At 53.2% G+C, this 23,776-nt stretch carries 30 protein-coding genes; 26 read left to right on the top strand and 4 right to left on the bottom strand.

Translation table 11 applies throughout. The features are described from left to right. The first annotated feature begins 124 nt into the window (after positions 1–124). From ACMV5H_RS10160 to hspQ, 16 genes are all read left to right on the top strand, one after another. Complete coding sequence (locus ACMV5H_RS10160; RefSeq protein WP_414821781.1) at positions 125–826, top strand: PD-(D/E)XK nuclease-like domain-containing protein; 702 nt, start codon at positions 125–127, stop codon at positions 824–826. After that, positions 826–1,419 carry a hypothetical protein gene (locus tag ACMV5H_RS10155; RefSeq protein WP_414821776.1) on the top strand — a complete coding sequence of 198 codons (594 nt, stop codon included), beginning with the start codon at positions 826–828 and terminating at the stop codon, positions 1,417–1,419. Before ACMV5H_RS10160 ends, ACMV5H_RS10155 begins: the two co-directional genes overlap by 1 nt. Further along, positions 1,416–1,970, top strand: coding sequence for a hypothetical protein (locus ACMV5H_RS10150; RefSeq protein WP_414821775.1), 555 nt, complete (start codon positions 1,416–1,418; stop codon positions 1,968–1,970). Before ACMV5H_RS10155 ends, ACMV5H_RS10150 begins: the two co-directional genes overlap by 4 nt. Next, complete coding sequence (locus ACMV5H_RS10145; RefSeq protein ID WP_414821774.1) at positions 1,967–2,230, top strand: hypothetical protein; 264 nt, start codon at positions 1,967–1,969, stop codon at positions 2,228–2,230. Before ACMV5H_RS10150 ends, ACMV5H_RS10145 begins: the two co-directional genes overlap by 4 nt. Then, entirely contained in the window at positions 2,227–2,466 is a 240-nt protein-coding gene (locus tag ACMV5H_RS10140) for a hypothetical protein (RefSeq protein ID WP_414821773.1), read from the top strand. Before ACMV5H_RS10145 ends, ACMV5H_RS10140 begins: the two co-directional genes overlap by 4 nt. Continuing rightward, positions 2,456–2,671: a stationary-phase-induced ribosome-associated protein gene (gene sra / locus ACMV5H_RS10135; protein ID WP_414821772.1), complete on the top strand. Its 216-nt coding sequence runs from the start codon at positions 2,456–2,458 to the stop codon at positions 2,669–2,671. Before ACMV5H_RS10140 ends, sra begins: the two co-directional genes overlap by 11 nt. A gap of 38 nt (positions 2,672–2,709) precedes the next feature. Beyond that, positions 2,710–3,096 carry an HNH endonuclease gene (locus ACMV5H_RS10130; protein WP_414821780.1) on the top strand — a complete coding sequence of 129 codons (387 nt, stop codon included), beginning with the start codon at positions 2,710–2,712 and terminating at the stop codon, positions 3,094–3,096. After that, the gene (locus ACMV5H_RS10125) at positions 3,096–3,461 is read left to right on the top strand and encodes a hypothetical protein (RefSeq protein WP_414821771.1); all 366 of its coding nucleotides are present in this window, start codon (positions 3,096–3,098) and stop codon (positions 3,459–3,461) included. The genes ACMV5H_RS10130 and ACMV5H_RS10125 overlap by 1 nt, the downstream gene beginning before the upstream one ends. After that, the gene (locus ACMV5H_RS10120; RefSeq protein ID WP_414821770.1) at positions 3,454–3,744 is read left to right on the top strand and encodes a hypothetical protein; all 291 of its coding nucleotides are present in this window, start codon (positions 3,454–3,456) and stop codon (positions 3,742–3,744) included. The genes ACMV5H_RS10125 and ACMV5H_RS10120 overlap by 8 nt, the downstream gene beginning before the upstream one ends. Before the next feature lie 37 nt (positions 3,745–3,781). Then, positions 3,782–3,982, top strand: a complete 201-nt coding sequence (locus ACMV5H_RS10115; protein ID WP_414821769.1) for a hypothetical protein — start codon at positions 3,782–3,784, stop codon at positions 3,980–3,982. Positions 3,983–3,991: 9 nt separating this feature from the next. Beyond that, positions 3,992–4,531 (top strand): hypothetical protein, encoded by a 540-nt coding sequence (locus ACMV5H_RS10110; RefSeq protein WP_414821768.1) that lies wholly within the window; start codon positions 3,992–3,994, stop codon positions 4,529–4,531. A 199-nt stretch (positions 4,532–4,730) separates the two neighbouring features. After that, positions 4,731–5,384 carry a hypothetical protein gene (locus ACMV5H_RS10105; RefSeq protein ID WP_414821767.1) on the top strand — a complete coding sequence of 218 codons (654 nt, stop codon included), beginning with the start codon at positions 4,731–4,733 and terminating at the stop codon, positions 5,382–5,384. An 830-nt stretch (positions 5,385–6,214) separates the two neighbouring features. Further along, complete coding sequence (locus ACMV5H_RS10100; RefSeq protein WP_414821766.1) at positions 6,215–6,466, top strand: excisionase; 252 nt, start codon at positions 6,215–6,217, stop codon at positions 6,464–6,466. Beyond that, the gene (locus ACMV5H_RS10095) at positions 6,408–7,463 is read left to right on the top strand and encodes a tyrosine-type recombinase/integrase (protein WP_414821765.1); all 1,056 of its coding nucleotides are present in this window, start codon (positions 6,408–6,410) and stop codon (positions 7,461–7,463) included. The genes ACMV5H_RS10100 and ACMV5H_RS10095 overlap by 59 nt, the downstream gene beginning before the upstream one ends. 67 nt (positions 7,464–7,530) lie before the next feature. Next, complete coding sequence (rlmI, locus tag ACMV5H_RS10090; protein ID WP_414821764.1) at positions 7,531–8,715, top strand: 23S rRNA (cytosine(1962)-C(5))-methyltransferase RlmI; 1,185 nt, start codon at positions 7,531–7,533, stop codon at positions 8,713–8,715. Positions 8,716–8,776: 61 nt separating this feature from the next. Next, positions 8,777–9,094, top strand: a complete 318-nt coding sequence (gene hspQ, locus ACMV5H_RS10085) for a heat shock protein HspQ (RefSeq protein WP_021182046.1) — start codon at positions 8,777–8,779, stop codon at positions 9,092–9,094. 98 nt (positions 9,095–9,192) lie between these two features. Here hspQ and ACMV5H_RS10080 read toward each other — a convergent pair whose 3' ends face one another. Continuing rightward, positions 9,193–9,606, bottom strand: coding sequence for a CoA-binding protein (locus ACMV5H_RS10080; protein ID WP_414821763.1), 414 nt, complete (start codon positions 9,604–9,606; stop codon positions 9,193–9,195). 238 nt (positions 9,607–9,844) lie between these two features. Here ACMV5H_RS10080 and ACMV5H_RS10075 point away from each other — a divergent pair, with 238 nt between their 5' ends. Then, positions 9,845–10,504: a DUF2057 family protein gene (locus tag ACMV5H_RS10075; protein ID WP_414821762.1), complete on the top strand. Its 660-nt coding sequence runs from the start codon at positions 9,845–9,847 to the stop codon at positions 10,502–10,504. Positions 10,505–10,631: 127 nt separating this feature from the next. After that, the gene (locus ACMV5H_RS10070) at positions 10,632–11,090 is read left to right on the top strand and encodes a methylglyoxal synthase (RefSeq protein ID WP_414821761.1); all 459 of its coding nucleotides are present in this window, start codon (positions 10,632–10,634) and stop codon (positions 11,088–11,090) included. Between the two features lie 33 nt (positions 11,091–11,123). On the opposite strand, the gene helD is transcribed toward ACMV5H_RS10070, so the two are convergent. After that, entirely contained in the window at positions 11,124–13,178 is a 2,055-nt protein-coding gene (gene helD / locus ACMV5H_RS10065; protein WP_209527723.1) for a DNA helicase IV, read from the bottom strand. Positions 13,179–13,333: 155 nt separating this feature from the next. On the opposite strand from helD, the gene ACMV5H_RS10060 reads away from it, so the two are divergent. Together ACMV5H_RS10060 and yccS are read left to right on the top strand one after the other, a co-directional pair. Beyond that, entirely contained in the window at positions 13,334–13,777 is a 444-nt protein-coding gene (locus tag ACMV5H_RS10060; RefSeq protein WP_024485658.1) for a YccF domain-containing protein, read from the top strand. Positions 13,778–13,811: 34 nt separating this feature from the next. Then, entirely contained in the window at positions 13,812–15,947 is a 2,136-nt protein-coding gene (yccS, locus tag ACMV5H_RS10055; protein ID WP_179247845.1) for a YccS family putative transporter, read from the top strand. 4 nt (positions 15,948–15,951) lie between these two features. Here yccS and ACMV5H_RS10050 read toward each other — a convergent pair whose 3' ends face one another. After that, positions 15,952–16,608: a TfoX/Sxy family DNA transformation protein gene (locus ACMV5H_RS10050; RefSeq protein ID WP_115159660.1), complete on the bottom strand. Its 657-nt coding sequence runs from the start codon at positions 16,606–16,608 to the stop codon at positions 15,952–15,954. 232 nt (positions 16,609–16,840) lie between these two features. Here ACMV5H_RS10050 and sulA point away from each other — a divergent pair, with 232 nt between their 5' ends. Both sulA and ompA read left to right on the top strand, forming a co-directional pair. Then, positions 16,841–17,347: an SOS-induced cell division inhibitor SulA gene (sulA, locus tag ACMV5H_RS10045; RefSeq protein WP_115159659.1), complete on the top strand. Its 507-nt coding sequence runs from the start codon at positions 16,841–16,843 to the stop codon at positions 17,345–17,347. A 359-nt stretch (positions 17,348–17,706) separates the two neighbouring features. Further along, entirely contained in the window at positions 17,707–18,789 is a 1,083-nt protein-coding gene (gene ompA / locus ACMV5H_RS10040; protein ID WP_021182055.1) for a porin OmpA, read from the top strand. Between the two features lie 65 nt (positions 18,790–18,854). On the opposite strand, the gene matP is transcribed toward ompA, so the two are convergent. Continuing rightward, on the bottom strand, positions 18,855–19,313 hold the full coding sequence (matP, locus tag ACMV5H_RS10035; RefSeq protein WP_037375184.1) for a macrodomain Ter protein MatP: 459 nt from the start codon (positions 19,311–19,313) through the stop codon (positions 18,855–18,857). Between the two features lie 208 nt (positions 19,314–19,521). Here matP and ACMV5H_RS10030 point away from each other — a divergent pair, with 208 nt between their 5' ends. From ACMV5H_RS10030 to fabF, 4 genes are all read left to right on the top strand, one after another. Next, positions 19,522–21,270: an AAA family ATPase gene (locus ACMV5H_RS10030; protein WP_181817547.1), complete on the top strand. Its 1,749-nt coding sequence runs from the start codon at positions 19,522–19,524 to the stop codon at positions 21,268–21,270. A 68-nt stretch (positions 21,271–21,338) separates the two neighbouring features. Next, a complete protein-coding gene (gene fabA / locus ACMV5H_RS10025; protein ID WP_024485665.1) occupies positions 21,339–21,857 on the top strand; it encodes a bifunctional 3-hydroxydecanoyl-ACP dehydratase/trans-2-decenoyl-ACP isomerase in 519 nt (172 codons plus the stop codon). A 117-nt stretch (positions 21,858–21,974) separates the two neighbouring features. Then, on the top strand, positions 21,975–22,499 hold the full coding sequence (locus tag ACMV5H_RS10020) for a winged helix-turn-helix transcriptional regulator (RefSeq protein ID WP_115159657.1): 525 nt from the start codon (positions 21,975–21,977) through the stop codon (positions 22,497–22,499). Beyond that, entirely contained in the window at positions 22,496–23,770 is a 1,275-nt protein-coding gene (gene fabF, locus ACMV5H_RS10015; RefSeq protein WP_094982367.1) for a beta-ketoacyl-ACP synthase II, read from the top strand. The genes ACMV5H_RS10020 and fabF overlap by 4 nt, the downstream gene beginning before the upstream one ends. Positions 23,771–23,776: the final 6 nt, after the last annotated feature.

Here is a 23,776-nt window from a genome sequence, read left to right as displayed (position 1 = left end):
ATATAGAGATTGACCTGCTTGTCGTTAAGCGCCACAACCTCTCCATTAGTTGGGAAATCGGACGCTTAGCTTACAAATCGGCCAAAGTAATTGACGCGACAGAGGTCAGAGTAATTGTCGCCTAATAGGCAGCAAGGCAGCGCAGATAGGTACAGCGATTCACGCAGCTCTGCTTGAGCCTGACATGTTCGAAAGGGATTTCATTCTGGAGCCAGATATTACCTCTCGGGCATCCATAGAATATAAAGCGCTAGCGGTCGACCATGACCCAGAGAAAATCCTCATCGGCAGTGAAGTCGAAACCATAAACAGGATGGTCGAATCTTCCCGCCTGAATGAAGATTTTATGGACTACCTCGGCGCAAAGGGTCGCTCTGAAGTATCGATGTTTGCCACCTGCCCTATTACGGGCCTCAAGCTTAAATGCCGGTTCGACAGACTATCCGATAGTCACGCTTACCCTCTCGACGTAAAGAGCTGTAGAGACGCCACAGAGCGCGGATTTAGTAGCGCATTCGGCCAGTATCACTATCACGTTCAAGCTGCCTTTTACCTGTATGTGCTGAAGCTGGCAACGGGGCGTGACCTCAATCAGTTCTGCTTCTTCGCGATAGAGAACAACGCCCCATATAAAAACTGCATGTATTACATCGGCGAGGACTCGCTCGATCTCGGCAGAAAGACCATGTTCGAGGCCATGCAAAAATTAACCGAATGCCTGGGCGACGAAACAATGCGCACCGAAGGAATGGTGTTGCCATCCAGCGAAATTAACGTCCCGGCATATCTATTTGATGATGAAATTGACGACGAGGTATATCTCTAATGGATCTATCAAGAACAATTGTCCCAAAGTCTGACCAGCTCAACTTTGAGGACGTCCAGTCGCAATGTATTACCGCCGTTATCAAGTCTGTCCGGGCTGGCAATAAAGAGCAGCCGGTGTTTATCGACCTTGATGGATATGACGGGCGTCCGTACAAGCCATCAAAATCAATGCGCCGCGTTCTGATTGGCGGATGGGGTTCGGATGGTCATTCATGGGTTGGAAAGTCCCTGACGCTGACTGGCGACCCGACAGTGAAGTATGGCGGCGTAGCGGTCGGCGGCATCAAGATTTCTGCAATGAGTGATATCGCCGATAACTTCTCGCTGATGCTCACCACGTCACGCGGAAAGCGCTCAGAGCACCGAGTTAAGCGGCTGGAAGCAAGTCAGGCAAAAACTGAGAAAATCTCAGACCCTCAAGCGCTCCTGAGCTGGTTCGCTGAAGAGGCTGGCAAGATGGATTTGCCAAAGCTTAACGCGGCATATACTCGCGGAGAGGCCGCCCTATCGGCGCATCCTGACCACCTGAAGAAACTCACCGAAATGTACAACGCCAGAAAAGCCGATATCACCGGGGAGACTCACCCATGAACGAAACAAACCACCCATCATCCCTAGCTACATGCACTCTCATTCAAGACTTCCTCGGCGTGAAAGACGGCGGTATTTACGAAGCTGTAGTGAAGCAAAAGCAGCAGCTGGATGCTGTTGTTGCTGAGAATGCGCGGTTACTGCCAAAAGCAGCCAGCGAACTATCAAACGCCTGGGTGCTGAATAAATACTGGGTTGGCATCAATGCCGCACTCATGCATCTGGAAATGGGCCGCGTTGATGTAGCGCGTGAATGGCTAGGCAATACGATTGCAGGCCCTGGCCTTGACTGTCCAGAACTCGAAGAGGTTGACGATATCGATGCATGGGCGGCACACCAGAACCGGGGAAGCGTTAGCCACGCTCAGGCGCTGGAATTAATCAAGGAAGAGGCTCCCATCACGGCATCAGCACTGGCAGAAGTAGAGGCTAAAGCGATTGAGAAGGCTATCGAGCATTTGCATTGCGCAATTAGCCCTACACCAGATGCCATTACGATTGTTGGTGTGCTGAATGATTTCGCCAAGCAGCTGCGGGGGATCCGGTCATGACAGTATTTGAGATGGAAGGCGTACTCCGTGGCAAGGCAATTCCCGCTGACATGAAAGTCAATGAGTCGCTTGCTGCATATTTAGTCCGAAAGCTGGCGGATGCTGAAGCGCGCGGAGTAGAAAAACTGGCGGATGCCTGGGCCTCTATCGCAGCGCGTGATGATGGTGTCACGAAGTCAGAATCCTTAATCCTGAAATATCAGCAACGCGCTGATGATGCGCGGGCGTTTGCTTACGAGCTGCGGGAGGGCCGGGCATGAGCAAAGAAACGGGCGGGCCAGCGTTTCCAATCTGGCATGAAACTAGCGTTTGCGCGTCAGGGATGTCTATTCGTGACTACTTTGCGGGGTTGGCTATGCAGGGTTGGCTTACCTCATACGGCGAGGACATGGCGCACCCTGCACAGCGTGGTAATGCAGATGATGTTGCTCGTAATGCCTATGCGTTGGCAGATGCAATGTTAAAGATTCGTGGCGAGGCCCATCATGAAGAGTAACAGGCAGGCGCGGCGCGTCTTGAACATGCCACATTGGTTAAGCAATACGCAGTTCCAGGCAAAGTGCAAACACACCGGAAAGTGGGTTGTAACACAAACGAATAGCTGGTCAGTATCGGAAGGCTTTTATCTTTCGCGGCAACGCATCGCTTTTGAACGAGCGGCATTCAGGTCGGGGCAGCACACACAGGGGGAGAGAGAGTGAGCAAGCTAACGAAAAAGCAGCGTGCTGAGTTGCGGCAGATGTTCGGCGGGCGATGCGCCTATTGCGGGTGTGAGTTACCAGAAACCGGCTGGCACGCTGACCACGCGGAACCTGTCATGCGGGTTTTAGAGCAGGATATGCAGGCCAAGGAGAAAGGCTTATTCAAGCTCAAGGACACCGGCAAGGTCTGGCACGCGGATCGCGATTGCGCAGAAAACCTGTATCCAGCTTGCGCCCCTTGCAACCTGTTCAAAGCGACATTCAGCATTGAAATGTTCAGAGAGCAGATAGCTGCCCAGGCAGAACGCGCCCGCTTATACAGCGTCAATTTCCGCACCGCCGAGCGATTTGGTCAAATTCAGGTAACCAATGAACCGGTTGTGTTTTGGTTTGAACGTTATGGCACACAGGGGGAGAGAGACTAATGGCATTCGTATCAATTGAGACTATGCGGAAGTTTTCTCGCAATGACACAAAAGGGCCGGTGGTTACTTTCCGCAGAACTGGCAATGGGCACATAACGAATGCTGTTTTCGAAGGCCCAAAACAACCAACCATCGATGTTCAAATCGATGCGGAAGTGAAGCAAGTCCGGTTGAGAACGGGCAAGGCTGGCACTCACAAGCTGTGCGGGCGCGTTGGGCACTCGTTCGCTTTTCCACGTAAAGCAGCAGATGAGGTTATCCCGGCAGAAGAAAAGGCAATCCGCGTCCACCTCACGAAGGGTGACGACGGTTGGTGGTATGGCAGCTATGGGGTTGACGCCCAGGAGGAAGCAAAGCATGAGTAAGGCGAAAAAAAAATTCGATGGCTCTTGTTCGTACATGTGCAGCGATGACGCGAGATTCCTTGTCATGCGCGGCGACTATGACCGAGAGGCCATTATCAAGGCAGCAATCGAACAGGGCCAGATAGATGAGGAATACGCCAAAGAATGGAAAAGCGCTGAGTATTACCAGAGCCATTACAAGGCATCCCCCATCGGCGGCCCTGATGGTTATAGCTCTTGGAATCATCAGCGTGATACCCCCTGCCGTGGTTCGTATTTCGCATCTGTTTTGCAATGGAGTTAACCAATGGTCGTCTATCTCATGATGCAGGAGCAACAGCATGACAGTTGAAGAGCAAATTAAATACCTTGAGCATTTACTCAGACAGGCTCGCGAGCAAAACGCTCCAGACCCACTGCGTGAATTTAACCGGCAAATGGAAGAGTTGGAGAGGGAGCGAATTCGCGGGCAGCGTAGGTCTGATAACTGGTCTTTGTACTCTGCTGGAACCGTGCAAACAACAAATCTATACAGTTACTGAGGTGACAGCATGACAGATAAATTAGAAGCGCTTAGCCAGCCTGTTGGATATTTCATCGAGTGGCAAGATGCGGAGACTGGCGAAAAAGAATGGTGCGAATGCAGCAAGCAGAACGGCGCTCCGCTCTACTCGCAAGAGTACGTAACCGCACTGCTGGCAGCGCTGGAAGAGAAAGATAAGCAAATCGCACATCAAAAAATATGCCTCGACAATGAAATTAAGTCTAATGCGTGGGCATTTAATCGAATTCGGGAGCTTGAGCAGCGACTACAGCAGCCCAACAAAGAAGGTAAGGAATTGTTTGCAGAAATCAGCAGCGAATGTGTAGTAGATAATGACAATTTCGTTGGGTATCTAGTTAAAGACGAGAGCATGGGCAATTTAGAGCGACTACTTACAGGGTCACTGTCACTTCCAATCAAGCTAACCCTGCCAACAACACGCTACTGGCATGGCCCGTTAGGCACATACGAAAAATCGGACGTCATTGCATGCATAAATGCTGCGGCTAAATCTTCGAATGTGATCATCAAGGTCGAGGGGGAGTGATATGGCATACGTTAGAAAAATGATAGATGGCGACGGGCTTAATCATCTAACGGGGATCAACCACACCACCCTGTGCGGCTGGTGTGACACCGGCGAATGGTCAGAATCTTTTATCGGTGAAATCACATGTCCAGACTGTAAGAACGAGGCTTTAAACGTGTTTCAGAACTGCAAAAAATCCGAAGTGAAGAGGTGATGCATGACAAGAACAACAGAGCAGTTGAGAGAGCGCATTCGTGGGCTTGAAATAACGTTGCAGCATAAAAACTGGGAGGCAGTAAAAGCAGATTTGGAGTGCATGAAAGAGCTGCTGGCTGTAAGGGAGGCGCAGAGCGAACCCGAAACGTTTGAATGGCGTCAACATTACTCGGAAATTGGCAAGTCTGGGCCATGGGTGAAACTGAACGACAAACGAACGTACGAAAGGCTAAAGCAAAAGCATGCCGGTGATGCTGACTATGAATTTCGTGAGATGTTCACCGCCCCGCCTGCGCCTGCGGTGCCTGATGTAGCCGCCCCGAATGGGATCGAGATTTTAGCCAGCACATATGCACCAAGAGGGGTTACATACCAGTGGGATGCTGCTGAGTGTAACGCAGCGACTGACTCATGGAACGCCTGCCGCGCCGCAATGCTCAATGGCTCAGGGGTTTTATGGTCTGGGTTCGACCCAGCACAGAACTGCCTTCCGGCTATTCCAGATGGCTACAAGCTGGTGCCGGTTGAGCCGACAGAAGCGATGATTAATGCCGGAAGGGAAATCGATAGTTCACCATTGAACATGAGCCCGCGCCACCGAGTTGAGCTTATCTATCGCGCAATGCTGGCAGCAGCACCTACCCCTACCAAGTAATCACCCTTCACTCTTCGGAGTATCCCCTATGAACATCATCAGCGTCAGGATTCCCCGCGCCTATTTCACAGATGGCAGGGTTAGCACGGATTCGCTAGAGCAAGTTATTCATCAAGGCCTTTGGAGCCAGTGCGGGGTCATGCCTGCACCGGTTAAAGTGACTTTGCATGAAGGGCATATGACTTTGGCATCCGGCTGTTCGGCTGATGATGTCGAGAGAATATTAGGCTTAGGAGACAAACCATGCACGCAGACCAATTAGACCAAGCTTCTGAGCTTGAGCAATTCAACATTCAAGTAGCGCTGAACTCTCGGCAGCACGAGCCAGCACCGTCGCCCATCTGCCTCAACGGCGATTGCGGTGAGCCATCAGTGCCAGGAACCAACTTCTGCTGCAAAGAGTGCAGGGAAGATAACGAGCGCCATCAGTGGAGCCTGAAGAATCGGAGGGTTGCATGAAGATTAGAGTTGATTGGGAGGTGGTGATAGTCATCGCGCTATTGTGCGCTGCGGCGGCGATATTGGGGATGGGTATGGAGGGGTAAGGCGTGGACATACTCACAAACAACGTTATCCGCAGTACGGCCAAAGAAGCCATCAAAGAATTCAGCCAACCAGGCAACACACTCACCTACCGACAAATCCTCGATAAAAACGCCCTGAAGGTTGCGCACTTGTTGTCAACAAGGCCACCGGCGTGGCTGCAGCTGAATTGTGTGTGTCATGAGGTATACGCAGAGAAGTAACTAGCAACTTATCAAGTTATTAATTTACCAACTAATGCCCACTGCATGGGTGGGGATCGTCACGTCTTATTTGCGGGAGTTTGCATGCTGACAATCAGACAATGGAACGAGCGGCAGCCAATTAAGCGAAACGAAGAAACCATAAGGCGGTTGATTCGTGAAGGCAAAATCTGGCCTGCACCGGAGAAGGATGGCAAGGAGTGGTTGCTGTCCGAAAACGCAAAGAGAATCGACGGGCAAAGCAAGAAGCCTGGCGGTCTTTTAACGAGGATTAGGAATGGCAAGAGTCAGGAACTCAAGGCGGCGCGATCTTCCGCCAAACCTCTATGTTCGTAATGGGGGTTACTACTGCTACCGCGACCCAAGGACGGGTAAAGAGTACGGATTAGGGAGGGATAAGCGGCTGGCAATAACTGAAGCAATCTCAGCAAATCTGGAGTTTATGGCGGGTGATGGTGAGCGAACTTTGGCACAGCGCATCCAGGAAGAAGGCGTGGTTACATTTCATGCGTGGCTCGACCGGTACGATGCCATTGTTGAGCGCCGAGGCTTGAAGGAGTCAACGATGGTAAATCACCGTAGCAAACTTGGGATATACCGTGATTACTTCCCAGACAAGCCGATGGCTGAGTTCACAACGAAGGACATCGCCGGGTTCGTTAACCACTACGTTGAGCAGGGGAAAAGCTCAAGTGCCAAAATCATGCGCGGAACGCTACTGGATATTTTCAGGGAGGCTATTGCAGATGGGGCTATTCAGCACAATCCCGTTGAAGCAACCAGGAACCCAAAGACAGACGTCAAGCGATCACGTCTGTCACTGGCGGATTTCAACTCCATAAGGCGATACGCAAGCGCTCTCCCCTCTTGGTTTGTGCCTGCACTTGATATGGCGCTAGTAACCGGGCAGCGCATGGGTGATGTGTGCAATATGAAATGGGAGGATATTTCTAACGACAGGCTTCTGGTCAAGCAAGGGAAAACTGGATCAATGGTGGCCATTCCGATGAGGCTGAGCATAGCCGACGTTAATCTTGAGCAACTGATCGGTGATATTAAGAAAACCAGCGACTACATCATTTCACCTCGCACCGGTGGCAAAGTGGCCGAAAGAACAATGTCGGATTATTTCACGAAATCGCGTAAACTATCCGGCTTATCGTGGGAAGGAGATCCGCCATCTTTCCACGAAATCAGAAGCCTTTCCGCCCGTCTTCATACAGAGGCGCGAGGAAGTGAATTCGCCCAGCGCCTTTTGGGTCACAAATCAGCCGAAATGACAGCTCGCTATCAGGACTCTCGAGGCTCTGAATGGATGGAGCTTCCTTTATGATTGTGACTTTATTTTGACTGATAGTGACCTGTCAGTTGTAATCTGTTGTAATTAAAGAGTAAAAATTATGCGCCTGTTTCTTGCCAAAGGACGTGAAAAGTCCTTACTCCGTCGCCATCCGTGGATTTTCTCTGGCGCTGTTCTCCGTGTCGAAGGTAAAGCCCAGTCCGGCGAAACCATCGATATCCATGACAGCCAGGGCAAATGGCTGGCACGCGGTGCCTATTCACCAGAATCGCAGATTCGCGCACGCGTCTGGACCTTCAAGCAGGACGAAGAAATTGATATCGCTTTCTTTATCAGCCGCTTGCAGCAGGCACAGAGCTGGCGTGATTGGGTCACAAAGCGTGACGGGCTGAACGGTTATCGCCTGATCGCCGGTGAATCTGACGGTATGCCGGGGATCACCATCGATCGCTTCCAGAACTTCCTGGTTTTACAGTTACTGTCCGCCGGTGCCGAATATCAGCGCGCCCCGCTGCTTTCTGCTCTCCAGCACTGCTACCCAGAATGCGCGATCTACGATCGTTCAGACGTTGCCGTACGTAAGAAAGAGGGCTTGCCGCTTACCCAAGGCCCGGTGCTGGGCGATCTTCCCCCGGCCCTGCTACCGATCACCGAGCACGGTATGAAACTGCTGGTGGACATTCAACAAGGCCACAAGACCGGTTTTTATCTCGATCAGCGTGATAGCCGCCTGGCTGCGCGTAACTATTCCGCAGGCCGACGCGTGCTCAACTGCTTCTCGTACACCGGCGCTTTCGCGGTGTCTGCCTTGATGGGCGGGTGTGAGCAGGTCATTAGCGTAGATACATCGCAGGCCGCGCTGGATATCGCCAAGCAGAACGTCGAACTGAACCAGTTGGATTTGAGCAAGGCCGAGTTTGTACGTGATGACGTATTCCAACTGCTGCGCAACTACCGCACGCAGGGTGAGAAATTCGACCTGATCATCATGGATCCACCGAAGTTTGTCGAAAACAAAAATCAGTTGGCCAGCGCCTGTCGCGGTTATAAAGACATCAATATGTTAGCCTTCCAGTTGCTGAACCCGGGTGGCATTCTGCTCAGCTTCTCCTGCTCTGGCCTGATGCCGACCGATCTGTTCCAGAAAATTTTGGCCGATGCTGCCGTAGATGCCGGGCGTGATGTACAATTTGTAGAGCAGTTCCGACAGGCTGCCGACCACCCGGTGATTGCGACTTATCCTGAAGGCTTGTATCTGAAAGGGTTTGCCTGCCGGGTGATGTAACTTGAAATGCGCTGTTTTTGTCCTCATATAGAGTTCAATGCACTGTTTCTCAGGAGGTCATATGATAGCCAGCAAATTCGGTATCGGTCAGCAGGTTCGTCACCGGCTGCTGGGGTATTTGGGGGTAGTGATTGATGTCGATCCAGAATACTCTCTGGAGCACCCAAAAGCAGACGAGATTGCAGCCAACGACGAGTTGCGCCTAGCGCCGTGGTATCACGTGGTGATGGAAGACGACGAAGGCCAACCGGTTCACACTTATCTGGCAGAAGCGCAGTTGGCGGGGGAAGCACAGGATGCACACCCTGAACAGCCTTCTCTGGATGAACTGGCGGAATCCATTCGCAGCCAGTTGCAGGCCCCCCGGCTGCGTAACTAAGCGTCAAGCCTGAGAAACCAGCGCCTCTACGTAGAGTTACGGGTTGAAGTCTATCAGCAGTCTCAAACGCCAGGGCCAATCCTGGCGTTTTCATTCAATCAGCGTGCCAGCCCCAGTCGCGGGATCTCAATCTTCGGGCAACGATCCATAATCACCGTTAACCCGGCCTGTTTGGCCAATGCTTCCGCCTGTTCGTTGATCACCCCGATTTGTAACCACAACACCTTGGCGCCTATCGCAATGGCCTCTTGTGCCACCCCATACGCCGCCTCCGAGTTACGAAACACGTCCACCATATCGACAGGATGAGGAATATACTCCAATGAGGCATAAACCACCTGCCCAAGCAGCGTCTGCCCGGCCAGCTTCGGGCTCACCGGAATGACCTGATAGCCTTGCGCCAGCAAATAAGCCATTACGCCATAGCTGGGCCGCGCCGGTTTATCACTGGCCCCCACTAGCGCAATGGTTTTGACCTGCTTGAGTACCTCTGCAATTGCTAGGTCTTGCATTTTTCGCTCCTGATGTTTTCCGAAAAGCATTTTCATCAGTGTAACCGAAACGCCAACATCGGTTTAAGTTTGTTATCAGTCTGCATCTATACTGCCTGCAGGCTGGTTTGAGCCAAATCATATTTCAAATATCATCAAAATGTGTGTAAATGTAAATTAAACGGCATTCTGAAAAGATTTGACATAACTAGTGGCGTATTCAACACTAGTCATACTGTTTCACGAAAAGGAAGTAACAATGAAATTTGGTCTGGTGGTTGCGGGGCTGCTTGGAATATCGCTAAGCGTTTCGGCCGCAGCTACGACCCTGAAGCTTTCCCCGGACATCGAGCTGATGGTGGTCGACGGCAAGCAAATGACGGGCTCGTTGTTAAAAGGAGCCGATAGTCTGGAATTAAATGACGGGCAGCATCAGCTGTTGTTCAAAGTCACCAAATCCGTACGTAAAGAACCACGGTCTCAGATGTTTTACACTTCATCCGCGCAGATTGTGGTGTTCAATAGTCAAAACGTCAGCGCCGTCACCATTGAGCTACCGCGTATCGAGAATGAGCAGGATGCCCAGCGGTTTGATAAAGCGCCGAATTATAAAATTCTAGGTAACCACGGCAAGCCGTTGGCAATCAAACACGATGTATTACCACTAACAACCCCACCCAATGGGAATGACCTGGAGAAGATCGTTGCCGATTATAACGCTCAAAATCGCCCGGCCTCCGTTCCGGCGTTAGCCCATCTGCGTGCCAGCGTGATCTCGGCGACACAGGGTAGCCCAGCGGTTATCCCCCTGAACGGCGACAACGTTGCCGAGGAAATGCTGCAATACTGGTTCCTGCGCGCCGATCCCGAGACGCAAAAACGGTTTATCGCCTGGGCCAGCCAATCTCGCAACCGTTAAATGCTGCCAACCACGCCTTTATGCCGTAAAGGCGTGGTTTGGTCGCAATTTCCCGCGTTAGCACTAGGCAGTGAAATACAGTTTCAGTAATCTGTGGCGAATCATTCGATTTTCCAAGGACAGCGACATGGAACAAACCACCCGCACCATCGCAGCACGCAAGCATATTGCGCTCGTTGCTCACGACCATCGCAAGCAGGCCTTGCTGAAATGGGTTGAAGACAATAAGGAAGTACTTGCCCAGCATCAGCTGTATGCCACGGGCACCACCGGCAATTTGATCCAGCGAGCCAGCAGTATCCCGGTGCAGAGCATGCTGAGTGGCCCGATGGGCGGCGATCAGCAAGTCGGTGCACTGATATCCGAAGGCAAGATCGATATGCTGATCTTCTTCTGGGATCCGCTAAACGCCGTCCCTCACGACCCCGATGTCAAAGCCTTGCTGCGCCTGGCCACGGTCTGGAACATCCCGGTGGCGACCAACCGCTCCACCGCCGATTTCCTGATCGACTCCTCGCTGTTCAAGAGCGAAGTAGTGATCGCCATTCCTGATTACGAAAAGTACCTCGCCGAACGCCTGAAATAATACCAAGGCCTGGTGTAGTGCCAGGCCTGTGGTTTACGGCTTTCTTTGCGACGGCACGCCAATCTCTTGCAACTGCTCGATAAATACCGACGGGCGTTCGCGATCTTGTAATAACCAAACCTGATGCCTGGCCCGCGTGAGGGCGACATAGAGCAAACGCCGCTCCTCCGCATCCGGGAAATCCTCAGGCTGAGGCAATAAAACCTCTTCAAGCACGGATTCACGGACCTCCGCCGGGAATCCATCCTTGCCTTCATACAGCCCGGCAATGATCACGTAGTCAGCCTGCTGGCCTTTGCTGGCATGAATGGTCATAAACTCGATATTCAACTTCGGCCAACGCGTTGCCGCCTTTTGCAACACCTCAGGCTTGAGATGGTGGTAGCGCGCCAGCACCAAGATCCGTTCTTGCGGCTTCGCATAGCCACTTAGCTTGTCCAGCAACGCTTCCAACTGCTCCTGCGGCAGGATAACCACCGACTTCTTGTTGCCCTTGGTCAGGCTATTAAGCGGTTTTTTCAACTGGTGCGGGTTCTGCTGTATAAAGCCGTTGGCCACCTCACCGATCCGATCGTTAAAGCGGTAGGTGGTATCCAGCGCACACTGCTCGCCTACGCCAAAGTTCTCGGCAAAGGCGGTGGTCAGCGACAGCTCTGCTCCGCTGAAACGGTAAATTGCCTGCCAATCATCGCCGACGGCAAACAGGCTGGTCTGCTTGTTTTGCTTACGCAATGCCGCCAGCAGTTGCGCACGCTGTGGTGAGATATCCTGGAACTCGTCCACCAGAATATGCTTCCACGGGCTGATAAAGCGCCCCTTTTCCAGCAGATTAACGGCTTGATGGATCAGCCCGGCAAAATCGACCGCGCCCTCATCCTTCAGCGCGGTTTTCCACGCTTTCAGCAACGGTGCCATCAGGCGAATGCGTTTGCTGAACAGGTCGCGGATCTCTTCATCGGCCTGCTCTATCATTTCGGCCTGGCTACCTCCGTGGGTGCGCATCAAGCCAAGCCAGCGCTCCAGGCGCCCACTCAAACGCTCTGCCAGACGCCGGTCATGCCAGAAATCGCCCTCAGGCAATTCCCACTCCAGCTCTTCCGTTAACCATTGCCGCCAGCCTTTGGCCTGTGCTTTCTTCTCGCTACACTGCTGTTGCCAGTGGGTAATTAGCAACGTCCTGCGCGCTTTACTGTCGCTTTCCAGCTTGCTGATCACCGGCGCTTTCCGGCTACCCTGCTGGATAATCTGTAGCGCCAGCGCATGGAACGTTTTCGCCTGGATCGCCACGCTGCCCAAACGTTCCTGGATGCGTTCGTTCATCTCTTCGGCGGCTTTGCGCCCAAATGCCAACAACAGGATCTGCTCAGGCTCAGCCTCTTGACGCAGTAGCAGCCACCCCGCCCGCGCCACCAGCACCGAGGTCTTGCCACTACCGGCTCCTGCGAGAACCAGCACGGCATCCTCGCCGTTCACCACGGCCCGGCTTTGCGATTCATTCAACGGTGACGTTTCAACGGTCTGGAAGAAATCCTGGTGGGTTTCCAGCATCCGGTCGCACCACCGCTGATTGCGTTGCGCCACGCTGCGCATACCAGATTTGAGCCACTGCAGGCACAAATGATAGCTTTCACGGCAGTTTTCAAACTCTTCCAGCCGCGCCACTGGCATGGGCAATGCGCCAAACGACTGGCGGATCTGCTGCTGCAAGCTGCTCAATTCGGCACGCTTGAACCACTTGTCCTGTTGCTCAATTTGGCGGATATGATCGACCTGCTGTTGCAATACCTCGGCGCTCACTTCACTCATCTCGCTGCTCCACTGCTGCCAGGACTGCTGCAGATAGTGGTAAAAGCGCTGGGTTTCCTGCCACTCGGTACCGTGCAGGCGCACAACCTTTTCATCCGGCAGTTCGAACTCAAGCTCCCCCCAGACGATCCCGCGTTTACAACGCACCTGAATCAACTGGTTGAAAGGGATCAGGTATTCATGCTTCTCACCGCTCACCTCAACCCCGGCATGCAACAACCGTACGCGGTTGTAGGGATGCTGTGCCAGGTGCTTGCCCAGCGATGTCGCTTTAAGTTCCATATGCCCACGCCATAATCATGTTCAGAGTTGCCGCCAGTTTACCCGCGTTAAGCAATGGCACTCTAGCGTTAAAAAAAGGGTAGAATAGTTTTTGCGTTATGCTGATGAATACTTCCCCCGTGCCGTTTGGCCATCATTAGAGCAGAATGACGACTATGCGTACTGTATTGAACGTTCTTAATTTCGTTTTGGGTGGATTTTTCACCACGCTTGGCTGGCTGATTGCCACCTTCTTCAGCGTCGTGCTGATTTTCACCCTGCCATTAACCCGCTCCTGCTGGGAAATCACCAAGATCTCCTTGTTGCCATTTGGCAACGAAGCGATCCATGTCGATGAATTATACCCAGAGAAAAGCAATGCCCTGCTGGCTGCCGGCGGTTCTTTACTGAATATCGTCTGGCTGGTCCTGTTCGGCTGGTGGCTGTGCCTGTCACACATTATTGCCGGCATCGCCCAGTGCATCACCATTATCGGTATTCCGGTAGGCATCGCCAATTTCAAGATAGCCGCTATCGCCCTGTGGCCAGTCGGCCGCCGCGTCGTGCCGGTTGAGGTGGCCCAACAGGCGCGGATCGAGAACGCCCGCCGCCGCTTTTAATCGCGTTAACCTTTCTCCCATTTAGGAGCTTGTCGTGCTCTCTTTAGCACCCAAAATTCGGCGTTATACCTATAACAGCAACCTGCTTTATAACCTGCGTATTTTTATCGCGCTGGCTGGAGCCTCTGCGGTACCCTGGTGGTTGGGCGTCCCTAAACTGACCATTCCGTTAACGCTGGGTGTCGTTGCCGCCGCGCTAGCGGATCTGGACGACCGGCTGGCAGGAAGATTGCGAAATCTGCTCATTACACTAGTTTGCTTTTTTGTGGCCTCGACATCGATTGAACTGCTGTTTCCTTACCCCTGGCTGTTTGCCCTCGGGCTGACGACCTCAACCTGCGGCTTTATCCTGCTGGGGGCATTAGGGCAGCGTTACGCCACTATCGCCTTCGGTGCCTTGCTGATCGCCGTCTACACCATGCTTGGCACCTCCATGTACGACGCCTGGTACCAGCAACCGGTTCTGTTGATTATCGGTGCCATTTGGTACAACTTGCTGACGCTGATCGGCCATCTGCTATTTCCTATCAAGCCCCTGCAGGAAAACCTGGCCCGCTGCTATGAACAGTTGGCCAACTACCTGGATGCCAAGGCCAATCTGTTCGATCCAGATGCCGAATCGGACGCCGACCTGCCGTGGGTTGACGTGGCGATGGCCAACAGCACCTTGGTCAGCACGCTGAACCTGACCAAGGCTTCACTGCTGACCCGCTTGAAAGGCGACCGTGGCCAGCGCGGCACCCGCAGAACGCTGCACTACTATTTTGTCGCTCAGGATATCCATGAACGCGCCAGTTCTTCTCACGTACAGTATCAGGCGCTAAGCCAACAGTTCCGCCACAGCGATATTCTGTTCCGGTTTCAGCGTCTGTTGGCCAAGCAGGCCCGTGCCTGCCAGCAACTGGCGCAGTCGATACTGCTACGGCAGAAATATCTGCATAGCCCGCGTTTTGAGCCCGCTTTTTCACGCCTGGAAGAGGCGCTAACCCGGATTACCATTACCCCAGAAAATCGCGAACTGACCAGAGCGCTATCCCATCTGCTGAAGAATTTACGGGCAATTGACGCTCAGTTGGCCAATATCGAGTCTGAGCAGTCCTTGGCGAGTGGCCAGGCCGAGGAAAACAACCTGTCAGACGACCGGCTCACCGGTTGGAGCGATATTCGCCTGCGTATCAGCCGCCACCTGACACCACAATCCGCCCTATTCCGCCACGCCATCCGTATGTCGGTGGTGTTGTGCGTGGGCTATGCGTTTATTCAACTGACCGGGATGCAGCACGGTTATTGGATCCTGCTGACCAGCCTGTTTGTCTGCCAGCCTAACTACAACGCCACACGCAGGCGCTTGGCGTTAAGGATCATCGGCACTCTGGCGGGCATTTTGATCGGGCTGCCGATCCTGTATTTTGTGCCCTCACTGGAAGGGCAATTGATCCTGATCGTGATCTCCGGAGTATTGTTCTTCGCCTTCCGAACCGTGCAATATGCCCACGCCACGATGTTTATCACCCTGTTGGTCTTGCTATGCTTTAACCTGCTGGGCGAAGGGTTCGAAGTGGCTGCCCCGCGCGTCTACGATACCCTGCTGGGTTGTGCCATCGCCTGGGCAGCGGTGAGTTTTATCTGGCCAGACTGGAAGTTCCGTCAGTTACCGGCCATGGTGCGCAAGACACTGAATGCCGACTGCCGCTATCTGGATGCCATTCTGGTGCAGTACCATCAGGGCAAGGATAACGGCCTGCCTTATCGTATTGCCCGCCGCGATGCCCATAATAGCGATGCAGAATTGGCGTCGGTGATCTCTAACATGTCTGCTGACCCTAAAGCCGATAAAACCATTCAGGAAGCGGCATTCCGCCTGCTGTGCCTGAACCATACCTTGCTGAGCTATATTTCCGCCCTGGGCGCCCACCGTGAGCGCCTGGAAAGTGCCGCCGTGCTGGACTTGCTCAACGATGCGGTTTGCTATGTTGATGGTGCATTACACCACGACGCTCATGATCGTCAGCGTATCACGCAGGCACTGGAAGCCCTCTCCGAGCGTATTACTGCGCTGGTTCCGGAGCCGGAAAGCAAAGAACAGCTGGTGTTGCAGCAAATTGGCCTGGTGCTCGAATTGCTACCCGAGCTGACAGCACTCAATACACAAATTACTCAAGCCGGTTGATAGTTCAAGGATGTGGGCCGCAGGCGCGGTCTTCTGACCGCGCCTCAAAGGTGGGAAAGAGCGCGTTGTTTTCGAACCATTCGGTCAACGCCTCCCTTTGTAGATTAGGCAAGGCGGCATGGTGGTAGCCCGCCATGGCCCCCGCCAGTGACATCAGCACTTTCATGCCCAGATTTTTTTGCTGTTGCAGCAGCTTCAGATAGCTATCTCTGGCCCCCAACAGGCGAAAATCATAAATATTGCATATGCCTGCTCGCCACAGCTGGCGCTCTAATGAGGCATCAATATTCGGTAAATCTTTCAATCTGCCATTGCAGCGTTTTTTTACCTTTATCTCTTTACGCGTCTCACAGATAGCCTGCCAAGCAAGCGCACACAGTTCGCGACGCTGCCGCCACAACTCTTCATTCACCCAGTAATAGCGCATGACCATGGGGACCCCTCGCTTTAAATAGGTCATATTCACCATGCCACGCTCACGAAAAGCGGTTTCCAGACTTTCCGTTGCACGCAAATACAGCTCACCTTCGGTAATGACCGCAAACATTGTGCCGTCCGCCAGCAGGCCATAGCCGCCAAACTGCGAGCGTAGGGCAATATTTCCCAGGGCGGCAAAGCAGGACTTTGCCTGTTCGATCCTCCTTAACGATCCTCCATTCATTTAACTCTCCTTATATGAAGCCACAGCCATTAGGCATGTTTTGGTTGGAATAAACGTAACGGGAACAACTAATTAAAAAAAATACGCATTATCCCTAGTCGTGCCAATCATAAATTCAAGACGTACAATAAATAATCTCAATTATGCGAAGCGTTACGAAAATTTGGGTTGATCTTCTGTTTCGATGGCTATACTGTATATACATACAGTAACACTACGGGCGGGAGACGACATGCGTACTCAATCACTTTATCAACCTCATTTTAGCCAATCCCCAATGCCGGCAAAGCAAGCGGTGAACCCTGCGCAAGAGGGCAACGAAAATGGCCTAATCAGTGAGCTTGTTTACAATGAGCGGCAACCCGCCGTAGCTCAGTTATTGGTGCCTTTGTTGCAGCAGTTGGGCAAGCAATCACGCTGGTTACTGTGGTTGACCCCGCAGCAGAAACTGAGCAAAACCTGGCTGCAGCAGGCCAGCCTGCCGGTTGATAAGGTCGTACAGCTTAATCAGATCAATCCACTGGCTACCGTAGATGCCATGGAGAAGGCTTTACTGACAGGAAATTACAGTGTGGTGCTAGGCTGGTTACCAGAATTGACACAAGAGGATCGTCTAAGGCTGAGTCGAGCGGCAGAATTGGGCAATGCCTATGGGTTCATTATGCGACCCCAACGTGACATCGTTGCTGCCGACAGACACTGTTCAACCTTAAAAATTCACTCTTCTTTGTATCATTAAGTAAATTTAGGACTTTTCCCATCACTTTTATCGCTTGGTCTGGCAATCGCAGGCAGATCGGGCGAGAAGCTAGGTTGGCTGCGGTTCGGCGCCACCTTCCATATGAAAAAAAGTCTCGTTTAGCGCCCCGATATGTTAGAGGATATGTCTAATTCCATGTTTTTTTTTAGAGCTTTATCACATCACACTTGTAACTTTCGCGCCACGTTGTAGACTTTACATCGCCAAGGTTGCTCTATAACGCCAGAAAAACTGGCAGAGTAACAAACGAGGGCTCAAACCTTGGCGAAGGAATTTAAACCAAGGGCTTAAAGCAGCTTTAAAGCTCATTGCCTATTTGGATGATAACGAGGCGCAAAATGAAAAAGACAGCTATCGCATTAGCAGTGGCACTGGCAGGTTTCGCTACAGTAGCGCAAGCCGCACCAAAAGACGACACTTGGTACACTGGTGCCAAACTGGGTTGGTCCCAGTATCATGACACCGGTTTCTACGGTAACGGCTATGAGAATGGTATCGGCAACGGTCCTACTCATAAAAGCCAACTGGGTGCAGGCGCGTTCTTGGGTTACCAAGCGAACCAATACCTGGGCTTCGAAATGGGCTACGACTGGCTTGGCCGTATGCCTTACAAAGGCAGCGTGAACAACGGTGCTTTTAAAGCTCAAGGCGTTCAATTGGCAGCTAAACTGAGCTACCCAATCATGGACGATCTGGACATCTACACCCGTCTGGGTGGTATGGTTTGGCGTGCAGACTCGAACGCTCACTACGGTGCAACCGATCAGCGCCTGAGCAACCATGACACTGGCGTTTCTCCACTGGCAGCAGTGGGTGTTGAATACGCACTGACTCGTGACTGGGCTACCCGCCTGGACTACCAGTGGGTTAACAACATCGGTGACGCAGGTACCGTTGGTGCACGTCCAGACAACGGCATGCTGAGCGTAGGTGTTTCCTACCGCTTTGGCCAGGAAGTTGCTGCTCCAGTAGTAGCCCCAGCTCCAGCCCCAGCTCCAGTTGTTGAGACCAAGAAGTTCACTCTGACTTCTGACGTTCTGTTCGCGTTCAACAAAGCTACCCTGAAGCCAGAAGGCCAACAAGCTCTGGATCAGCTGTACACCCAACTGAGCTCACTGGATCCGAAAGACGGTTCTGTTGTCGTTCTGGGCTTCACTGATGCAGTAGGTTCAGCAGAATACAACCTGCGCCTGTCTGAGCAACGTGCACAAAGCGTTGTGGATTACCTCGTGTCTAAAGGTATCCCTTCAGACAAGATCTCTGCACGTGGCATGGGTAAAGCTAACCCAGTTACCGGTGACTCTTGTGGCTACCGTTCAGGCCGCGCAACTGCAGCTCAGATCGCATGTCTGGCTCCAGATCGTCGCGTAGAGATCGAAGTTAAAGGCATCAAAGAAGTTGTTTCTCAGCCTCAGGGCTAAGTAAGCGCTTCTTAGTAAAAAACCCCGCATTGCGGGGTTTTTTTTGGCCTTAACATTGGGTAATGCTATTTATCATCCTTACCCAGGATCGCCTGTAGATCCTGTTTCAGCGATGACATCTGGGTGGCATACTTCTCTTTGCGCTCGGCATCTTCGATCAGCTGTACGATGGTTTCCGATAGCGTGACGCCACGGCGATGCGCCAGCGCAGCCAAACGTTGCCAAACCAGGAACTCCAGATCGATCGATTTCTTGCGCGTATGCTGATGTTCTGAGTTAAAATGACGCTTACGCCGGGCGCGGATGGTTTGCTTCATCCGGTTATCCAGCGTCGGATTCATGTGCTCATCGATCCACGCCAGCACTTTGACCGGTTCATTTTCCAGCTTCAGCAGTTGGTCAATGACCTCCTGAGCAAGGCTGTTTTCAATGTAGCGGGTGATCGCTTCACCTTCCCGGTGCTTTTTCACCAGGTACTTCCATTTCCAACCGCTCTCCAGATTTTCCAGTTGCTGATATTTCATCATGAACTCTGCTGTGACCGTGTAACTTTAATAAGCATAACAGCTTTAGCCAATTTTTCCTCGGCAATTACCCGCCGTTTTTGACTGTTTTTTGCACTGTCATCGAGCAATGTCAAACTCCGATGCTCAACAATGACTCTGGAGGTATCAAGCTGGCGTTATTCTTGTATAATCGCGCTTTCCCTTTTTGACGATTGCATCTAACACTTTGACCAATAACCGACTTGAATGGCAATCTCTGTTGCCTGCTGCTACGCCTTATCAGGCGATTTTCGATTCCGCTGCTCAATTGGCACCCGTGGCCTTTTCTGCAATCCAGCCCCGTTTGGAGAATGCGCTGACGCTGTTTTTGCATCCGCTGTCTCTGCCACGTTTTATGCTGTTGAAAGCACAGGAAACACGTGAGTATCTGGCGTTGATCGCCCGAGCGGCAGAAGAGTTGCAACCGCAGAATACCGTTAAAGGCAGTCACTACGTGATTGAAGGCGACACCGTCAGCATTAAGAATGCCATGCGCGGCGATGAGCCTTTTGCCGCAGGCGGTGCTTGCGTATACCAGGAATGGGTTGAGCCAGAACAGTTATTTGGCTGCGTCAGAATGCATAATGGTGCGATCACCTTGCAGCCGGGCCTGGTCCATCAGGCTAACGGCGGCGTGCTGATCCTGTCGGCGCGTGCCCTATTGGCACAGCCGCTATTGTGGCTGCGTCTCAAGCAGATGATTACCCAGCGCCAGTTCCAGTGGCTGACGCCAGATGAAGCCCGGCCACTGCCGATTTCCATCCCGCCGATGCCGTTGGAGTTACGCCTGATTGTGGTGGGCGATCGCCATGGCCTGGCTGATTTCCATGATATGGAGCCTGAAGTCTGCGGGCAGGCCGTCTACGGTGAATATGAAGACGATCTGCAGCTCACCGAGCCAGACGATATGGTGCAATGGTGTGGCTATATCAATAGCGTGGTCGCCGAGCAGCAATTACCACCGCTGGCAGCGGACGCCTGGCAGCCTCTGATGGTCCAGGCGGTGCGCCATACCGGTGACCAGGGTAGCCTACCGCTATCACCACTGTGGGTCAGTCAGCAGCTTTCTGAGGCCGCTCTGTATGCCGAAGATGATCAGATCACCGCTAAAGCGTTAGAAGCGGCGCTGAATGCCCGCGAATGGCGTGAAAGCTATCTGTCAGAACGCATGCAGGACGAGATTGAGCTGGGCCAGATCATGATCGAAACCGAAGGTGAGGTGATTGGTCAGATTAACGGCCTGTCGGTGCTGGATTATCCAGGGCATCCACGCAGCTTTGGCGAACCTTCACGCATCAGCTGTGTGGTCCACCTGGGCGATGGCGAGTTCACCGATGTGGAGCGCAAGGCCGAGTTGGGCGGCAATCTGCACGCCAAAGGTATGATGATCATGCAGGCGTTCCTGATCTCCGAACTGGATCTCGATCAGCAGCTCCCCTTCTCCGCCTCTATCGTCTTTGAGCAATCCTACGGCGAAGTTGACGGGGACAGCGCCTCACTGGCCGAACTCTGCGCTCTGATCAGTGCATTGTCACAGCAGCCGATCACTCAGCAAATTGCCGTGACCGGTTCCGTTGACCAGTTTGGTAATGTGCAGCCGATCGGTGGCGCAAATGAAAAAATTGAAGGTTTCTTCGAGGTTTGTCTACGCCGTGGCCTGACGGGTAAACAGGGCGTGATCCTGCCAGCCAGCAACGTACGGCATCTTTGCCTGCGCCCAGACGTCGTCGACGCGGTGCGTGAAGGGCAATTCCATCTGTGGGCGGTAGATAGCGTTGCAGAAGCCTTGCCATTATTGACCGGCTACCCGTTCACCGATGAGCAACAGCCTAGCTTGCTGGCTGCCATCCAGGAGCGAATTGCACAGGCCATGTTGCCAGAACGGCGTCCTTTGCCGTGGCCATTGCGCTGGCTTAACTGGTTCAGCCGTGGCTGATCGGACTTGTTCAGCGTACACGTGTAAGTTAATCTGCGTCCTTCATCAAAATAAGGTTTACTGAGAACATGGTAGATAAACGCGAATCCTATACGAAACAAGATCTCGAAGCATCGGGCCGTGGCGAACTGTTTGGCGCCGGTGGGCCGCCGTTGCCATCAGGTAACATGTTAATGATGGACCGCGTGGTCAAGATGACCGAAGACGGTGGTAGCCACAATAAAGGCTATGTAGAAGCTGAACTCGATATCAATCCGGATCTGTGGTTCTTCGATTGTCACTTTATTGGCGATCCGGTCATGCCTGGCTGCCTGGGTCTGGATGCCATGTGGCAGTTGGTAGGGTTCTACCTCGGCTGGATGGGCGGCGAAGGCAAAGGCCGTGCTCTGGGCGTCGGCGAAGTGAAGTTCACCGGACAGGTGCTGCCAACCGCCAAAAAAGTCACCTACCGCATCAACTTCAAACGCGTGATCATCCGCAAGCTGATTATGGGCGTGGCTGATGGCGAAGTGCTGTGCGATGGCAAAGTGATCTATACCGCCAGCGATCTGAAAGTGGGCCTGTTCAAGGACGCTGCGGCGTTCTAACGCCTTACGGCGGCCTATCTCGGTCGCCGTTTATTTCCCCCCCCCTTTGTTATTACTGTTCTGGCCGTTTAATCGCCACACAGTGACTACAATAAATGTATCCACCAAGAGGGCAGCATGAAAAAAACCAGTTTTGCAACGACCCCCTGCCCAATCGCCCGTTCGTTGGGGCGCGTGGGGGAATGGTGGAGCATCCTGATCCTGCGTGATGCCTTTCATGGCTTGAGCAAATTTGACGAGTTTCAGCAAAGCCTGGGGCTATCCCCCACGCTGCTGACCCGCAGGCTTAAATTTCTGGTGGAAAGCGGCATTCTGTATAAGCAGCGCTACCAGACTCGCCCGATACGCTACCAATATCTGCTCACCGAGCGCGGCAAGGATTTCTTTCCAGTATTGGTGACGTTGTTCCAGTGGGGCAATACTCATCTGACTGAAGGGGCACACAGCGCGGAACTGGTCGATCGACGCAGCGGTCAACCAATACAGCCTCTATTAATCGATGCGCTAACCCAGCAGCCTATCGCTCTGCAGCACATCACGTTGGCGGCAGGCCCTGCGGCCGGAGAGGCCATGTCACGCCGTGCTTCTCTGATGCAGCATCACTACACCTTACCTAATGAATCATCCAAGGAGTCACTATGAGCAGTCGTCGTATAGTTATCACCGGTATGGGGGCCGTCTCTCCTTTGGGTTGCGGCGTAGAGCCGATCTGGCAACGCCTGTTGGCGGGTCAGTCCGGGATCAGCCCGCTACCCGAAGAGATGGTGGCAGATTTGCAGGTCAAGATCGGCGGCCAGGTGCCCACGCTGGAGCAGGATGCCGCTGCCGGTTTTGATCCCGACCTGAGCGTGGCACCGAAAGACCAAAAGAAAATGGACCGCTTTATACTGCTGGCGATGGCCGCCGCTGACGAAGCCATTAAGCAGGCTGGCTGGAGCGCCGATAGTGAGGAGAAACAGGAACGGACGGCCACCGTGATCGCCTCTGGTATTGGTGGTTTCCCAGCTATCGCCCACGCGGTGCGCACCACAGATAGCCGCGGGCCGAAGCGCCTCTCTCCTTTCACCATTCCCTCCTTTTTGGTTAACCTGGCCGCGGGCCATGTCTCCATCAAGCATCAATTCAAAGGGCCGATTGGCGCACCGGTCACCGCCTGTGCGGCAGGCGTGCAGGCCATTGGCGATGCAGTGCGGATGATCCGCAACGATGAAGCCGATATCGCCTTATGCGGCGGAACGGAAGCCGCTATCGATACCGTCAGCCTGGGGGGCTTTGCCGCTGCCCGAGCCATGTCAACCACGCCAGCGGATGCCGCTAGCAAAGCGTCACGCCCGTTTGACAGCGCCCGCGACGGCTTTGTGATGGGTGAAGGTGCCGGGATGTTGGTGATCGAGACGTTGGAACATGCGTTGGCACGTGGTGCCAAGCCGTTAGCAGAGATTGTCGGTTACGGCACCAGTGCGGATGCCTACCATATGACCTCCGGGGCCGAAGATGGCGACGGCGCCTATCGGGCGATGAAGATTGCGCTGAAACAGGCTGGCGTCACGCCCGATCAGGTTCAGCATCTGAATGCGCACGCCACCTCAACCCCGGTTGGCGATCTGGGTGAAATCAACGCCATCAAACACCTGTTCGGCACCGATGGGCATATCGCCATCACCTCCACCAAATCGGCCACTGGCCATCTGCTGGGAGCCGCAGGCGGACTGGAAACCATTTTCACCGCGCTGGCACTGCGCGATCAAATCGCTCCGGCCACCCTGAATCTGGATAATCCAGACCCTGCCGCCGCCGGTCTGCATCTGGTGGCCAATAAGGCGGAACCGATGGCAATGACCTATGCCCTGTCGAACGGATTTGGTTTTGGGGGAGTCAACGCGAGTATTTTGCTGAAACGCTGGCAGGAATAATTTTAC

Source organism: Serratia sp. N21D137 (assembly GCF_047530005.1).
Classification (GTDB): Bacteria; Pseudomonadota; Gammaproteobacteria; order Enterobacterales; family Enterobacteriaceae; genus Chania; species Chania fonticola_B.
This window is presented reverse-complemented; position numbering and strand designations above follow the sequence as displayed.